The 16246-nt window shown below is 34.9% G+C and carries 8 protein-coding genes and 1 pseudogene; 1 reads left to right on the top strand and 8 read right to left on the bottom strand.

Annotated features, from left to right (window positions below; translation table 11 throughout):
• Positions 1–54: 54 nt before the first annotated feature.
• The 4 genes and pseudogenes from ACXGSQ_RS08985 to ACXGSQ_RS09000 form a co-directional block, all read right to left on the bottom strand.
• Positions 55–2463, bottom strand: a complete 2409-nt coding sequence (locus ACXGSQ_RS08985; RefSeq protein WP_458629275.1) for a 3-hydroxyacyl-CoA dehydrogenase/enoyl-CoA hydratase family protein — start codon at positions 2461–2463, stop codon at positions 55–57.
• A 1-nt stretch (position 2464) separates the two neighbouring features.
• Positions 2465–2920 carry a MarR family winged helix-turn-helix transcriptional regulator gene (locus ACXGSQ_RS08990; protein ID WP_458629276.1) on the bottom strand — a complete coding sequence of 152 codons (456 nt, stop codon included), beginning with the start codon at positions 2918–2920 and terminating at the stop codon, positions 2465–2467.
• A 296-nt stretch (positions 2921–3216) separates the two neighbouring features.
• Positions 3217–3753: a hypothetical protein gene (locus ACXGSQ_RS08995; RefSeq protein ID WP_458629344.1), complete on the bottom strand. Its 537-nt coding sequence runs from the start codon at positions 3751–3753 to the stop codon at positions 3217–3219.
• A 45-nt stretch (positions 3754–3798) separates the two neighbouring features.
• Positions 3799–4989 (bottom strand): annotated as a pseudogene (locus ACXGSQ_RS09000) (AMP-dependent synthetase/ligase); the annotation flags it as partial.
• Between the two features lie 255 nt (positions 4990–5244).
• Here ACXGSQ_RS09000 and ACXGSQ_RS09005 point away from each other — a divergent pair.
• On the top strand, positions 5245–7866 hold the full coding sequence (locus ACXGSQ_RS09005; RefSeq protein ID WP_458629277.1) for a chondroitinase-B domain-containing protein: 2622 nt from the start codon (positions 5245–5247) through the stop codon (positions 7864–7866).
• 57 nt (positions 7867–7923) lie between these two features.
• Here ACXGSQ_RS09005 and purL read toward each other — a convergent pair whose 3' ends face one another.
• The 4 genes from purL to ACXGSQ_RS09025 all read right to left on the bottom strand — a co-directional run bounded on the left by purL (position 7924) and on the right by ACXGSQ_RS09025 (position 16105).
• Positions 7924–11592 (bottom strand): phosphoribosylformylglycinamidine synthase, encoded by a 3669-nt coding sequence (purL, locus tag ACXGSQ_RS09010; RefSeq protein ID WP_458629278.1) that lies wholly within the window; start codon positions 11590–11592, stop codon positions 7924–7926.
• Between the two features lie 161 nt (positions 11593–11753).
• Positions 11754–12842, bottom strand: a complete 1089-nt coding sequence (locus tag ACXGSQ_RS09015) for an endonuclease (RefSeq protein WP_458629279.1) — start codon at positions 12840–12842, stop codon at positions 11754–11756.
• A 203-nt stretch (positions 12843–13045) separates the two neighbouring features.
• Positions 13046–14866, bottom strand: a complete 1821-nt coding sequence (locus tag ACXGSQ_RS09020; RefSeq protein WP_458629280.1) for an endonuclease — start codon at positions 14864–14866, stop codon at positions 13046–13048.
• A 27-nt stretch (positions 14867–14893) separates the two neighbouring features.
• The gene (locus ACXGSQ_RS09025; RefSeq protein WP_458629345.1) at positions 14894–16105 is read right to left on the bottom strand and encodes an RsmB/NOP family class I SAM-dependent RNA methyltransferase; all 1212 of its coding nucleotides are present in this window, start codon (positions 16103–16105) and stop codon (positions 14894–14896) included.
• Positions 16106–16246 lie beyond the last annotated feature (141 nt).

Raw genomic sequence — 16246 nt, forward strand, 5'->3', positions numbered from 1 at the left:
TTTACATTATCACTGCCTATAGCTATATGCTAAAGGCTAATCGCTTAGTAATTTTTAATTACGTAACGGTTTCCCTTTGGTTAACATGTGTTGAATACGTTCTAAAGTTTTACGCTCTGTACATAAACTTAAGAAAGCTTCACGCTCTAAATCCAATAAATATTGCTCTGTTACACGTGTTGGTTCAGATAAATCTCCACCAGCCATAACGTAAGCTAACTTATTAGCAATTTTCATATCATGTTCTGAAATGTAATGACTGTCTTCCATTGAGTCGGTTCCTACTAAGAACATACCCAAGGCTTGTTTACCAAGAACCAAAACGTCATCTCTTTTTACAGGTTGTGTGTAACCAGCGTCAGCCATTATTATAGCGTGTTGTTTCGCAACTGCTATTTGACGGTCTTTGTTTACAACAACAACATCTTTTCCTTTTTGTAATAAGTTTAAGTCGAAAGCTTCATAAGCCGACGTCGATACTTTAGCCATACCAATAGTTAAGAAATGCTCTTGCAACACGTTTAATTGTACATCTCCTTTATGAAAAAGGTCTTGTGCTCTTAAAGCCATTTCTTTAGAACCACCACCACCAGGAATAACACCAACACCAAACTCTACAAGTCCCATATAAGTCTCTGCTGCTGCAACTACTTTATCTGCGTGTAATGATAATTCGCATCCACCACCTAAAGCCATGCCGTGAGGCGCAGAAATAGTTGGGATAGAAGAATAACGCATACGCATCATGGAGTCTTGGAAGTATTTAATAGCCATGTTAAGCTCATCGTACTCTTGCTCTGCAGCCATCATGAAAATCATGCCGATGTTTGCACCAACAGAAAAGTTTGCAGCTTGGTTACCAACGACTAAACCTGCGAAATCTTTTTCGGCTAAATCAATAGCTTTATTTAATCCCGCTAAAACGTCTCCACCAATCGTATTCATTTTAGATTGGAATTCTAGGTTAAGGATGCCGTCTCCGATATCTTCGATAACAACACCAGAGTTCTTAAACACTTCGTTTGTCTTTCTAATATTATCAAGGATGATGAAACTATCTTGACCAGGTATTTTTGTTTGTGCTTTTGAAGGAATATCATAAAAATATGAAGCTCCTTCTTTTACAGTATAGAATGATGTATTACCAGAAGCAATCATCTCATTAACCCAAGCAGCAGGTTCTAAACCTTCAGCTTTCATTAATTCAATTCCTTTTTCTACGCCAATAGCATCCCAAATTTGGAAAGGTCCGTGTTCCCAACCAAAACCAGCTTTCATGGCATCATCAATCTTATAAAGCTCATCTGAAATTTCTGGAATACGATTAGATACGTAAGCAAATAATGCCGTGAAGCTTTTTCTGTAAAACTCACCAGCTTTATCTTTTCCTTTGACTAATACTTTAAAACGGTCAACTACTTTATCAATTGTTTTCGTTAATTCTAAAGTGGCGAATTTTGCACGTTTTGCAGCACGGTATTCTAATGTGTTTAAATCAAGCGATAAAATTTCTTTTTTACCTTCAGCAGACACCGTTTTTTTATAAAAACCTTGTCCCGTTTTACTTCCTAACCATTTGTTTTCCATCATGGTGTTGATGAAGTCAGGTAATTCAAATAACTCTAAACGTTCGTCTTTAGGACAGTTTTCTCTAATGCCGTTGGCTACGTGAACCAAAGTATCTAAACCAACCACATCAACCGTACGGAAGGTTGCTGACTTTGGACGACCAATGACTGGTCCAGATAATTTATCGACTTCTTCAATCGTTAAATCTAAATCTTTAACGGCGTGAAATAAGCTTTGGATACTAAAAATACCAACTCTGTTTCCTATGAAAGCAGGTGTGTCTTTAGCAACAACAGATGTTTTACCTAAGAATTTTTCACCGTATTCATTTAAAAACTCTAAAACAGCAGGATCTGTTTTTGGTCCAGGAATGATTTCAAATAATTTTAAGTAACGAGCAGGATTAAAGAAGTGTGTTCCGCAAAAATGCTTCTGGAAATCTTCACTACGCCCTTCACTCATGAATTTTATAGGAATACCAGATGTATTTGATGTAATTAATGTTCCCGGCTTACGGTATTTTTCTAAGTTTTCAAACACCATTTTCTTGATGTCTAGCCTTTCAACGACAACTTCCATTATCCAGTCGACATCAGATACTTTAGATATATCGTCCTCTAAGTTACCTGTCGTAATTCGACTTGCAAAAGATTGACTGTAAATAGGAGAGGGTTTCGATTTTAAAGAGGCTGTTAAGGCATCGTTTACTAATCGGTTTCTTACAACTTTGTCTTCTAAAGTTAAACCTTTAGCTTTCTCTTTGTCGTTAAGTTCTCTTGGTACAATGTCTAATAACAAAACATCAACACCAATATTGGCGAAATGGCAAGCAATACCGCTTCCCATAATTCCAGATCCAATAATTGCTACTTTTTTAATTCTTCGTTTACTCATCTTATTTTAAAATGTGTTCTTTTTTATTGTATATCTGTTTGTTGGAAATCATATTATTAATGACTTCAGCAACTTTGTAAAAATTTGTTAGTTCTTCTAAGGAGACATTATTTTTAATTGCCTCATTAAAGGTTAGAACTTTTTCTTTTGATAAGGCTCTTTTTTCTTTACCAAAATCGGTTAGGAAAATAAGGACACCACGGCCATCTTCAGGATTGGGTTTGCGTTCTATTAAATTTTTAGCTTCCATAGCTTTTAACGTTCTAGAAAGGCTGGTGGCCTCCATTCCCATTTTTGGACCCAAGGATGTTGAAGGGGTTCCTTTTTCTGGGTCAATACTTAATAATGTAAAACCTGTAGCCATTGTTGTTCCAAATTCAGAGGCTTCTTCATTATACATTTTATTGACTGCTAACCATGTGGTTCTTAATACGTAATCAATGGTTTTATCTTTCATAGATTGGTTTGAGTACCAAAGATAATAAAAAAATACTATGCACGCATAATAAATGTTTAAAATATTATTTCCATAATACTAAAATTAGAGGCAATAACTGAGAGAAGCTCTTTTTTAGTCCTAATTTTCTGTGAATATGTTAATATAAAAACATATAGAACAATTTGAGCATGACTTATAAATACACTCAATAAGAGGGGGGAGTATATAAATAAATTAAATTGAATAAAAAAAGGAACAGCCACAATAAGTATTGCGGTTGTTCCTTTTTTTTAGTTTTTATGACAACTATAGAATTAAGCTCTATAAATTTTATCGTAAAGATCTTGATACATCTTTTTTATAATAGCGCGTTTCATTTTTAAAGTAGGGGTGAGGTGACCACCTTCAATAGACCAAACATCAGGTGTTAATTCAAAACGTTTAATCTGTTCCCATTTACCAAAATGTTTATTGTATTTATCAATTTCTTTTTGAATTCTATTAATTACAATTTCAGAATTGGCAATTTCGGCATCAGTTTTACCAACATTGTTTTTTTTCAGGTCAATCCAATCACGTATAAAATCGAAATTAGGTTGAATTAATGCTGCTGGCATTTTTTCACCTTCTCCAATAACCATAATTTGTTCTATGAAAAGGGATTGTTTCATATCGTTTTCTAAAAGCGGAGGAATAACATATTTACCACCAGAGGTTTTAAACATTTCCTTTTTACGGCCTGTAATTTTTAAGAAACCATCCGCGTCAATTTCTCCTTTATCTCCGGTATGAAAATAGTCACCTGTCATAACTTCATCCGTTTTTACAGGGTCTTTATAATAGCCCATCATAACATTAGGGCCTTTAATTAAGAGTTCTCCATCATCTGCAATTTTAACATCTACATTATCTATGGGTTTACCAACGGTCCCCACTCTGTACATATTATCTTTATATAAACCAACAGCAATAACAGGTGAGGTTTCTGTTAAACCGTAACCTTCCATCACTAACATTTTTGCAGCTCCGAAAATTCTTGCTAACCTTGGTTGTAGTGCGGCACTACCAGAAACCATGGTTCCGAGTTCTCCACCAAGTGCTTCACGCCATTTACTGAAAATAAGTTTATTCGCAATTTTTAATTGAAACTCGTACCAAGCTCCATTTGCACCATAAGGTTCCCAGCGCTCTCCTAAACGCACTGCCCAAAAGAATAACATTTTTTTAATACCCGATAATTCATCTCCTTTAAGCATTATTTTGTCGAAAACCTTTTCAAGTAATCGAGGGACAACACTCATTAAATTAGGTTTAATTTCTTGAGCATTTTCTCCAATTTTATCAATGCCTTCGGCAAAATAGATAGAAGTACCAGCATATTGATACACATAGATTAATAAACGTTCAAAAACGTGGCAAATAGGTAAAAAACTCAATACACGAGTTTCTCCTTTACGTAATGGAACTCTTGGTGAACTATCTAATGCATTACTTGTAATATTCCAATGCGAGAGCATAACTCCTTTAGGTTTACCTGTTGTACCGGAGGTATAAATTATAGTCGCTAAATCGGATGGTTTTACAGCATCTTTTCGTAATTCGACTTCAGCTTGATTACTTTGGTCTTCGCCCAGTTCTAGTAATTCTGAATAATGCTTGCAACCTTCAATGTGATTAAAAGAATACACTTCTTTTAATTTGGTATTGGCTTGTACCTTTCTAACCTTTTCTAAGACTTGTTCATCAGAAACAAAGCAATAAATAGATTCGCTATGGTTTAAAACATATTCATAATCTTCAGGACTAATGGTGGGATAAATTGGAATATTTTGAGCTCCAGTTTGAAGAATCCCAATATCCATGATATTCCATTCTGTTCTATTTGTTGTTGAAATAACAGCAATTTTATCATCTTTTTGGATGCCCAGTCGCAATAAAGCTCTGCTTATTGCATTAGATTTATTTACATATTCTTGTGTAGAGATAGCTTCCCATTTCCCGTTATACTTTGTGACTAGTGCTTTAGAGTTTGGTTTGTGTTTTAATTGGTAATAAGGGAAATCGAAAAGACGTGTTACTTCTGTCATAATTATTGACGTTTATTTTAGAATGTGATATTACGAAAATATAAAAATTAAAGTTACAAAATGTAAAATTATTAATGTAGCATATAATAAAAGGATAATATGGAATTTTGTTATCATTATCTTATAATTTTTGCGCTGATTCAGTGAATTTTACATTTATCTGTTGGTTTTTTTATTAAAATCATATTTTTTTATATATTTGGTTAACCAGATTGGTTAACCAGTTTCTGTAATCAACAATTAATTATCATAAGTATGAAAACAATTTACACATTAAAGACTTCCGTTTTTTTTACAATTTGTGCGTTGCTACTATCGTCATATAGCGCATTTTGTCAAACTACATATACGATAGCTGATCCTGATGAACTCGAAAGTTTGTCTGAAACGCTTGCCGCTGGTGATACTGTAATTTTACAAGATGGAATCTATGACACGGATGGACGACTTAAATTTTCACCGACTACAGGAACTGCTGCTATGCCCATTATATTTAGAGCAGAAACTCCAGGAGGTGTTAAATTTACAGGAGGAATGCAAATGAGAATTGGTGGAGATCATGTTGTTGTGGATGGTTTTCATTGGCAAGGAGGTTATGGCTCTAGCAGTCTTATTGAATTTAGAGATGGTGAAGATTATGCCAATTATAGCACTATTCAAAATTGTGCAATTGATGGTTTAACTGTTGATCCAGATGATTTTGAAGTTGGAACAAGTGAAAAACACAATTGGGTAATGTTGTATGGAACCTATAATACGGTTATAAATTGCTCATTTATGAATAAGACAAATGCAGGAAACATGATTCTTGTTGAACTGGCTTATAATGCCTACCCACCTGTTGCGGATGGTGAACCTGAAATAAATACGAGTTGCGATATCGTTGGGCATGTAATTAGTAATAATTATTTCTATAAATATTCAAAAATTGATTCTGAGTTAACCAATTCTGGAGATAGTGAAACCATACGTATTGGTACAAGTTCCTATCAAAATGTTGATAGTAGCGTAATTGTTAGTAATAACTATTTTGTTGAAGCTGATGGGGAAAATGAAATTATTACGAATAAAAGTAAGAATAACACCTATATCAATAATACTTTTAGAAGATGTAGAGGGTCTTTAGTTCTTCGTCACGGTTCGCATGCCACGGTCGATGGCAATTATTTTTTAGGTGAAAATGTAGATGGTACTGGTGGAATTAGAATTGTGGATAGTGAGCATACTATTACTAATAATTATATTCAAGATTGTGTTACAGTTATTGATCAAGCCAAATGGAACAATGGAATAACCTTTTTAGGAGGAAGCGCTAATAATTCAGTGTCTTGTGCGTCTGACAATACTTCAAATGGCTATCAAAAGGTTGAAAATATCAACCTTTCAAATAACACCATAATAAATACGAATGCTCCTTTATATTATAACACGGATAAAGGATCAACAGACCCAACAGGAACAGTTTCAAATAACTTAATATATTATACAACTGATAATTCTAACATTACAAATGTTCTAACAGGAGATACTGAAAGTTCGTATACGAACCTTGGAACAACATTAGTTTACACAGGAAACGTTTATACAGGAACGATCTTAGGCGAAACAAACGCTGGGTTTTCTGAAGAAACTGGTATCATGGCTATTGCAGAAGGTGAGATTTATACGTTTTCTGGTACTGGATCGGAAGGGAAAGGAGCAGACATGGGGACTTATGGGCCAACAACCGACGCTATGGTTGGTCAAGGTATTGGAGCTTGTTTTTTAAATAACTTAGGTGTGAATATAACTGATGGTGATTGTACAATTGAAATACCAGAATCTTTAACGGTTAGTAGCTTACCAATACTTGCTCAAGCTGCAGGTAGTTATAATGTGTCTGTTAATGCAAATGTAAGTTGGACAGCTGTTGCGAATGACGACTGGATAGCTATAGATGTGACTTCAGGTACTGGTGATGCCATAGTTGAGGTTTCAGTTACTGAAAATGCTGACCTAAGCAGTCGAATAGGGAGTGTTACTTTTACACAAGATGCTGGTGGAGATGATATTATTAGAATTTTAAATATTACTCAAGACGGTGCAGATTTAACCGATTTGTACGACCTTATTAATACAGGTGTAGAAGGTGAGGATCCTGTAACAATTAATTCCTTTTCAAAAGAAGAAGCCAACGGCGTGGATAAGTTTAATTATGCGATTAATACTTTAGATAAAGATATGAGTTCAGTGTGGGCTGCAGATGATGGAGATGTTTTACCAGGAGATTACAAAGGTGATGGAGAGTATATTATTTATGATTTAGGAAGTGTTTATGCATTAGATTTAGTGCAATTTAATACGACAAATAAATCTGATGCTTTCGGGATTCAAATTTTAGTATCAACAACAGGAACTGAGGCTTCAGACTTTTCAATGATTTTACCCACTTCGGGTGATTTGTTATTGTCAGCAACAAATACGACTGATTTTAATTTGTATGAAGTCGATGCCAGTGCACGTTATGTAAAATTGTTAGGGTATGGACGATTTAATAGTGCAGGAGATTCTAGAGAAAGTGTATGGACGGCTATTGGTGAAATTGAATTTTTTGGATCAGAAGTATTATCTGTAGATGATACTGATCTACAAGATAACATAACTATATATCCTAATCCTGTTCAGAATAGTGTGAATGTAAAGGTTCATAACGCTACAAATATTGCCTTTTATAAATTGTATAATCTCGATGGTAGATTAATAATGGAATCACGGTCAGACGTTGAGAATTCTACATTTAAAATTGATGTATCAGCGGTGATGAGTGGTACTTATATTTTAAGTTTATCTACCGACAATGGTAGAAGGATCTCAAAACGCATTATAATTTCTGATTAAAACAGTAATCGTTAGTTTAAAAAAGAAAAGGCTTCTCAATTTGAGAAGCCTTTTTTATTAATTGTTTTTATCAATCCATTTTCTAGCATTCACAAAAGCTTCAAGCCATGGTGATACGTCATCTTTTCGTCCTGCTGGGTAATTAGCCCAGTTCCATTGAAAAATAGAACGTTCAATATGTGGCATCGTTACTAAATGTCTTCCGGTTTTATCCGTTAACATAGCCGTATTAAAGTCTGAACCATTTGGATTTGCAGGATATTCACTATAGCCATATTTAGCAACAATGTTGTATTTACTTTCTTCATAAGGTAAGCTAAATTTGCCTTCACCATGAGAAATCCAAACTCCTAATGTCGCACCTTCAAGAGAAGAAAGCATCACCGAATTATTCTTTTGAATCTTCACAGACGTAAAGCCACTTTCGTGCTTATGAGAATCATTATACGTCATTTTGCCGTGAACCTCGTGTTCTGGATTTACTAAATCGAGTTCCATCATTAATTGGCAACCATTACAAATACCAACAGACAATGTGTCTTCGCGCTTAAAGAAATCGTTAATCACTTTGTTGGCTTTGTCGTTATATTTAATAGCTCCGGCCCAACCTTTAGCAGAACCTAAAACATCAGAATTACTAAAACCACCAACAGCTCCTAAAAACTGAATATCTTCAAGAGTTTCTCTTCCCGAAATTAAATCAGTCATATGCACATCCTTCACATCAAAACCAGCTAAATACATGGCATTTGCCATTTCGCGTTCAGAATTTGAACCTTTTTCTCTAAGAATAGCGGCTTTTGGTCGTGTGTTGGTTGTGCCAAGCGTATCTTTTAATTTTCCTGTAAAATGACTAGGGAAGGTAAAGTCTAAAGCTTGATGTTTATAATTATCAAATCGGTCTTTGGCTAAACCATTTGCGGTTTGTTTTTGATCGAGTAGGAAAGAGGTTTTAAACCACATATCTCGTAATCTTGAAACCGTCATTGTAAAGACTTGACTACCGTTTATAATACCTAAAACATCACTTTCGGTAACGTTACCTATTTTGTGGAATTTGATAGCTGCATCAGAAAGGACTCCTTCAATGCTATCATCCTCTGATTGAATTACAAGTCCAGCATTTTCAGCAAATAAAACTTTAAATGAATCCGATTCGTTTAGGCTAGTAATATCTAATTCAGCTCCTAAATTGGTATCTGCAAAGCACATTTCTAAAAGTGTGGTTATTAATCCACCAGAAGCCACATCATGACCAGCCACAATTTGATTGTCTTTTATTAAATTTTGAATGGTATTAAATACCGTTTTAACGTAAGCCGCACTTTTTATGTTTGGTGTGGTATTTCCAATTTTATTATTAATTTGTGCGAATGAACTTCCTCCTAATTCAAACGTATCTTGTGATACATTGATATAATAAATAGATCCTTTTCCTTTTTGAAAAACAGGTTCCACAACTTTCGTAATATCATTACAGTTTCCGGCCGCAGAAATAATTACTGTACCAGGAGAAATGACATCACCATCAGGATATTTTTGCTTCATGGATAAGGAATCCTTACCTGTTGGTACGTTGATGCCTAAGTCAATTGAAAATTCTGAAATCGCTTTTACCGCTTCATACAAACGCGCATCTTCACCTTCATTTTTACAAGGCCACATCCAGTTTGCTGATAAAGACACACTCTTAAGTCCATCTTTTAAAGGAGCCCAAATAATATTGGTTAAGGCTTCTGCGATAGAGTTGCGACTTCCTGCTTCTGGGTTAATCAATCCCGAAATAGGAGAGTGCCCAATAGAGGTTGCAATACCTTCTTTGCCTTTAAAATCGAGTGCCATCACACCAACATTATTTAAAGGAATTTGTAAAGGACCAACACATTGTTGTTTGGCCACTTTACCACCAACACAGCGGTCTACTTTATTTGTTAACCAATCTTTAGAGGCTACAGCTTCTAATTGTAATACCTGGTCTAAATAATCGTAAAATTTATTGGTGTCATAAGAAATACCTCCATAGTTTTTTTCAACCGTAATATCGTTCATTATGGTTTTTGGAGAGCTTCCAAACATATCTTCTAAGGCTAAATCCATTGGTTTTTCGCCAGTAGTTTTAGATTCGAAAGTAAAGCGGTGTTTTCCTGTAACTTCACCAACATCGTAAATTGGAGAACGTTCTCTGTCGGCTATTTTATGTAATGTTTCTAAGTGTTTATCGGCAATTACTAATCCCATACGTTCTTGAGATTCATTACCAATAATTTCTTTAGCCGACAATGTTGGGTCGCCAACAGGTAATTTGTCTAAATCAATATTTCCTCCTGTATCTTCAACAAGTTCAGATAAACAGTTAAGGTGTCCACCAGCTCCATGATCGTGAATAGATACAATAAAATTTTCATCGCTTTCTACCATGCCACGAACCGCATTGGCAGCACGTTTTTGCATTTCTGGGTTAGAACGTTGTACAGCATTTAATTCGATGCCTGAAGCAAATTCGCCAGTATCTGCTGAGGATACTGCAGCTCCTCCCATTCCAATTCGGTAATTATCACCACCAAGAATCACGATTTTGTCGCCTTCTTGAGGTGTGTCTTTTAAAGCTTGATCTGCTTTTCCATACCCAATTCCACCAGCTTGCATAATGACTTTGTCGTAACCAATCTTACCATTTTGATCTTGGTGTTCAAAGGTTAAAACAGAACCACAGATAAGCGGTTGCCCAAATTTATTTCCAAAATCAGAGGCACCATTACTGGCTTTTATTAAAATATCCATTGGTGTTTGGTATAACCATTTACGTTCAGGGAAGGCTTTTTCCCAAGGACGTTCTTCTTCTAATCGCGAGTATGAGGTCATGTAAACGGCTGTTCCGGCTAATGGTAAAGAGCCTTTTCCGCCAGCCAATCGATCTCTGATTTCACCACCAGAACCTGTTGCAGCACCATTAAATGGCTCAACCGTTGTTGGGAAATTGTGAGTTTCGGCTTTTAATGAAATTACAGATTCGTAATCTTTAGTTGTATAGTAATCTGGAACATCCGCACGTTTTGGTGCAAATTGCTCAACAACAGGTCCTTTTATAAAGGCGACGTTGTCTTTATATGCTGAAACAATATCGTTAGGATGTTGTTTCGATGTTTCTTTTATAAGTTTGAATAACGACGTTGCTTTTTCTTCTCCATCAATCACAAAGGTTCCATTGAAAATTTTATGACGACAGTGCTCAGAATTGACTTGAGAGAAGCCGAAAACTTCAGAATCGGTTAGTGGTCGACCTATTTTTTTAGAAACACTTTCTAAATAGTCAACTTCTTCGTCACTAAGTGATAAGCCTTCTTGTTGGTTGTATTCTGAAATGTTTTCAATATTTAGAATCGCTTTAGGTTGAATATCAATTTTGAAAATATCTTGATTTAAACTTTGATATTTTTCAGAAATCATAGGGTCGTAATCTTTGAAATCTTTAGGAACTGAAGTAAATTCTTCAATTCTTAGGATATCAGAAATTCCCATATTTTGAGTGATTTCAACAGCGTTTGTACTCCAAGGAGTAATCATTGCTGCTCTAGGTCCAACAAAAAAAGCATCGAGAGATGCTTGTTCTATTTTTGGTTGGTCGCCAAATAACCATGTCAATTTTGAAACGGTTTCTGTTGATAATTCTTTTGTTGCTTGAACAGCAAATATCTTGCTGTTTTGGTTTCCGAAGAAATGAATCATTTATGTCGTGTGTTTGAGTTGTGTTTAGTAAAATGCAAATTTACTTTTTTTAAACGTGATTTAACTCATAATTGTGTATTGAAAATTGGGAGTTGTTCACGATGTTTTAAACATAAAAAAAAGCGACTCACTGAGTCGCTTTTTTTATATGATAGTTATACTTATTGTTTGATTAATCTTTTTGTCTGCGTACCGACTTCAGAATTTAACTTTACGATATAAACACCTTTAGTTAAGTCAGATATATTTAATTTAGATTGGTTTGATGAGATGTTTTGAACCGTTACTTTTTTACCTAAAATATCATAAACTTCGGCAATAATGTCTTGGTTTGATAAAATAGTAACCTCATTACCATTTGCAGGATTGGGAAACATTTTAATACGATCTTGTTCGACTTCTGTAACCGAAAGACTTTCCCATCTGTTTTGAGCTTCAGGGCCACCCCAAATTACAGTAGCTAAATAAGGATTATCAATAAAAGGGTTTCTATTGCCTTGCGCATACTCATTATTTGGATCCCCATGATATGCATTTCTAACATCTTCTAATTCTCCGTCTACTACAGGGTCTTCAGCATTCCATTTTAAAAACAAATCAATCATATTATCAGGAGTTGCCGCACTACTTCCAAAACCAACACCTGTTGGTAAACAACGTTCACCATATCGTAAATACATATACATAATGATTCTTGCACAGTCTCCTTTCCATTCGTCTCCAGGATACCATCCTCCATTAGTATTACCAGATTCACCATTAGGGAATTGACCAATGTTTTTATCTGCAAATTTTAGGCTTCCACGGTCTCCATTTCTTTGAACATCGCTTGGTCTTAGCATTTGAGCATCAGAGCCAGGGCCAGAAGTCCCTAAATTTGGGCTTCCTAACGATTTAGGATACACATGTTCTCTATTCCATTCGCCAACTCCACCTCCGTTATTATACTTTCCTCGAGTTCTATCCGTTGTTACGTCTCCATCGGTATCGTTATAGCCATAAAGTAATAGTACGTTATTCGGGTTGTTTGGATCTACATCTGTAATTCTTGAAGCATCCCAAATGTCACTATAACTTAAATAGTAGATGTGCTTATCTATGGTGACATCAATTAAGTCATTTTTTAAGCTAATACCTGTTGCTGAAAAATCAACGGTACTGTAATAAGATTCTAATTCTGCGGGTGGGGTTAATTGAGCAAATGCAAATGACGTTACAAATGCTAATAATAAAGTGTAAAAGTGTTTCATTAAATGTTTATTTTTTTATCGTGACAAGGAAAATCTCAAGAAAGGAGATTTACAAATTTTGTCAGTTGTAAAGGTAAAAAAAAATACAAATCAGATTATTTTTTAACACCTTTAAGGATAGTGCTGCTTTAAACTTTGATAATGTTTGTTTTAAACAAAAAAAGCAGCTAAAGAAGCTGCTTTTTATAGTATGGTTTTTGATTTTATTGTTTAACCAACTTTTTAGTAACTGTAGATTTACCTTGTGAAATTTTTACAATATAAATTCCTGATTTCAAATTTTGAAGGTTTAGGTTGCTTGTTTTTGATATGGTATTTTTAAAAACACGCTTACCTAGAATATCAAAAATTTCTATGCTGGTGCTAACTTGAGATTTTAAATCTACAGTTAAACTATGTTTTACAGGATTTGGATGAATTTTAACACTAGCAACATCAAATTCTTCAATATTTAAAGCTGAATAGCAGGTGTAAGATAAATCATCAAACACAACTCTATTGCCAGATGCACTATTACCATCGATTACAATAGAAACACTATTTTCGATATTAATATTAGGTATTGTAACGGTTTGCTCGGTATCGCTATACGCAATTGTGCCCACAAACGTTCCGTTTACATTAACATTAAATGTACCATCAGAACCACTAAAGACACGTTTTGTTGTTACAGTAAGCGCACCAATTCCACCAGGGGTTGTAGGTAGTGTTAACACACCATCTCTAATAGTAATAGCAGAAGTCATGTTAATTTCTTGATCTGTTCTAGCATCTGTAGCGGTCCAAGTTCCACCTTCATCACCTATCCAGCTAACTGTAGAATAGGATCCAATAGAGGTGTCTAAATTCTCGAAAGTTTCTGTTAAACAATCCGATCCGCCAATAGTGCCATTGTTAGTTGTGGTTTCACAATCTTGGTTACTAAATGCAGATTCATTATTCGCTGCATCTTTAGCTTTAACGGTGAAACAATAATTAGTTGCAGCCGTTAAACCTGTTGCAGTAACTGTTGTATTGCTAGAGTTAAAGGAGTAAGTTCCGTCAATATAAATATCATAAGATACTACTCCTACATTATCACTTGAAGCTGTCCAAGATAAGGTAATACTATTATCTGTAGGATTAGAAGCTACTAAATTTGTAGGGTTTGTTGGTGCTTCAGTATCTGGAGTAGGATTCCAAATTAGATCAGCATATTCTGGATGATCGACAAAAGGATTAGCGTTCCCTTGAAAATTAAAAGCGGCCTTATTTCTTTCGCGCTCTCTTTGGTCTACAGGGTCTATATTATTGTGCCAATCAAGTAAAACCTCAATAGCCCAAGGAAAAAACACTTGATCTTCGGTACCATTAAACATGTCAAAACTTGTATAACCATCAACAGTACTTTCATAACGCGTCGCAAAATAAAGTAGTGCTCTTGCGATGTCGCCTTTAAATTCATCGATAGGTTCAAATACAATACCTGAATAGCCTGGCATGGCGCTTGTTCCTCGTTTAGATCCGTTGTCTGTTACAAGATTTGCAGAGCCTACGTTTCCAAAAGGATACGATCCTCTGTAATTGTTAACACGACAATCTGTTGGGATAACGTGATGAATATCACTCTGCATTGGGTAATTACTATTGAAGGACGATTGCGGGACAATATGTTCTCTATTATAACAATCACCTTCTGAGTTTTGATTCCCACCTTCATCAACATTGTGCGTAAAATTGTATGGGTCTACACCTGTTGGATTTTCAGAATAAAAATCTAAAACAGTCCCGTCATTTTCATAATTTGTACCACCTGTGACATCAATATCAGAGTGTGTATCTACATAACCGTTAGAACCAGAAACACCAGAGCCATCATAAAGTTGATCGTATGTTCTAGGGGTATGACCATTAGAAGTAATATTTTTTAACTGTGTTTTTAAAGCAAAACCAGATAAACCATTGGCGCTATCATAGTAATTTGAAGGGATTTGAGCAAACCCAATACTCGATACTAATAAGAATAAAAGGTAAATGTGTTTCATATGTTGTATTATAATAAGTTGGTTTTGTTATTTCTTTTCTAAAAGTGCCATATAAAATCCGTCGAAACCAGATTTATAAGCCAATATTTTCTTGTCTTTAACAAGGGTAAATTCTTTTCCTGCTTCTGTATTTAAGAACGTTTCAACTTGTTTTTGATTTTCTGAAGGTAAGACAGAACAGGTTGCATAGACCATTTTTCCTCCAGGTTTCACCATTTTAGAGTACTGTTCTAAAACCTCCTTTTGGGTTTTCTTTATGTTTTCTATAAATTCAGGTTGTAATTTCCATTTGGCATCTGGGTTTCGTCTTAAAACTCCAAGTCCAGAACAAGGTGCGTCAATTAATAAACGATCCGCTTTACCATGTAATTTTTTAATAGGCTTCGTAGAATCGATGACTTTCATTTCAATATTATGAACCCCATTTCTACGGGCTCTAACTTTTAGTTTTCTCAATTTACTTTCGTAAATATCCATCGCTATAAGTTGGCCTTTGTTTTCCATTAAAGACGCTAAATGCAAGGTTTTACCACCAGCACCAGCACAAACATCAACCACTTTCATTCCGGGTTTAACATCTAAATAATCTGCAACTAATTGAGAAGACGCATCTTGAACTTCAAACCAACCGTCTTTAAAAGCTTGGGTCACAAACACGTTTGCACGCTCTTTTAATTTTAAAGCTGAAGGATGATTTGGTAAAAACTCAGTTTCAATGTCTTCAGATTGTAACTTTAGTTGTAAATCGGTTTTATTCGTTTTAAGTGTGTTAACTCTAAGAATAACATCGGCTTGCTCGTTTTGCATGGCTATCTCCTTAGTCCATTCCGCTTCACCTAATTCTTTTACTCCTAATTCGTCAATCCAATCTGGTATAGATTCTTTGAATTTTCTAATTTTAGACAATTCATCAAAACGTCCTTTAATTTTTCGAGAAGGAGTCGCTGTAAAATATTTCCAATCTGGTAATTTGATTCCTTTTAAGGTTGCCCAAACGGCAAATATTCTCCAAAGATTATCTCTGTCGTATGGTGCTTTAACATCTGCTATTTCGGCATAAAGTCTTTGGTAACGAACAATACTATAAACGGTTTCTGCGACAAAACCTCTGTCTCTGCTTCCCCAACGTTTATCACGTTTTAGTAATTGTTGTATGACTTTGTCTGCATATTCACCTTCATTAAAAATAAGGTGTAATCCGTCAATTACGGCAAAGCATAAGTTTCTGTGTAATCTCATATTAGGTCTTCTGTTTTCAATATTCATTTTGCAGTTGTTAAATCTCTGCAAAAAAGAACATGCAAAGGTAAGAGAAAAGTTTAAGAGTATAAGGTTTTATTATAAAGTGTTATCTTTTAAAAATTAATAATATGTTCCGCA

It is taken from the genome of Winogradskyella sp. PC D3.3 (genome assembly GCF_054366245.1).

Coding starts and splice junctions, on each gene's coding strand:
- ACXGSQ_RS08985 (WP_458629275.1), bottom strand. CDS start 2,463: ATGAGTAAACGAAGAATTAAAAAAGTAGCAATTATTGGATCTGGAATT.
- ACXGSQ_RS08990 (WP_458629276.1), bottom strand. CDS start 2,920: ATGAAAGATAAAACCATTGATTACGTATTAAGAACCACATGGTTAGCA.
- ACXGSQ_RS08995 (WP_458629344.1), bottom strand. CDS start 3,753: ATGATGGGCTATTATAAAGACCCTGTAAAAACGGATGAAGTTATGACA.
- ACXGSQ_RS09005 (WP_458629277.1), top strand. CDS start 5,245: ATGAAAACAATTTACACATTAAAGACTTCCGTTTTTTTTACAATTTGT.
- purL (WP_458629278.1), bottom strand. CDS start 11,592: ATGATTCATTTCTTCGGAAACCAAAACAGCAAGATATTTGCTGTTCAA.
- ACXGSQ_RS09015 (WP_458629279.1), bottom strand. CDS start 12,842: ATGAAACACTTTTACACTTTATTATTAGCATTTGTAACGTCATTTGCA.
- ACXGSQ_RS09020 (WP_458629280.1), bottom strand. CDS start 14,866: ATGAAACACATTTACCTTTTATTCTTATTAGTATCGAGTATTGGGTTT.
- ACXGSQ_RS09025 (WP_458629345.1), bottom strand. CDS start 16,105: ATGAGATTACACAGAAACTTATGCTTTGCCGTAATTGACGGATTACAC.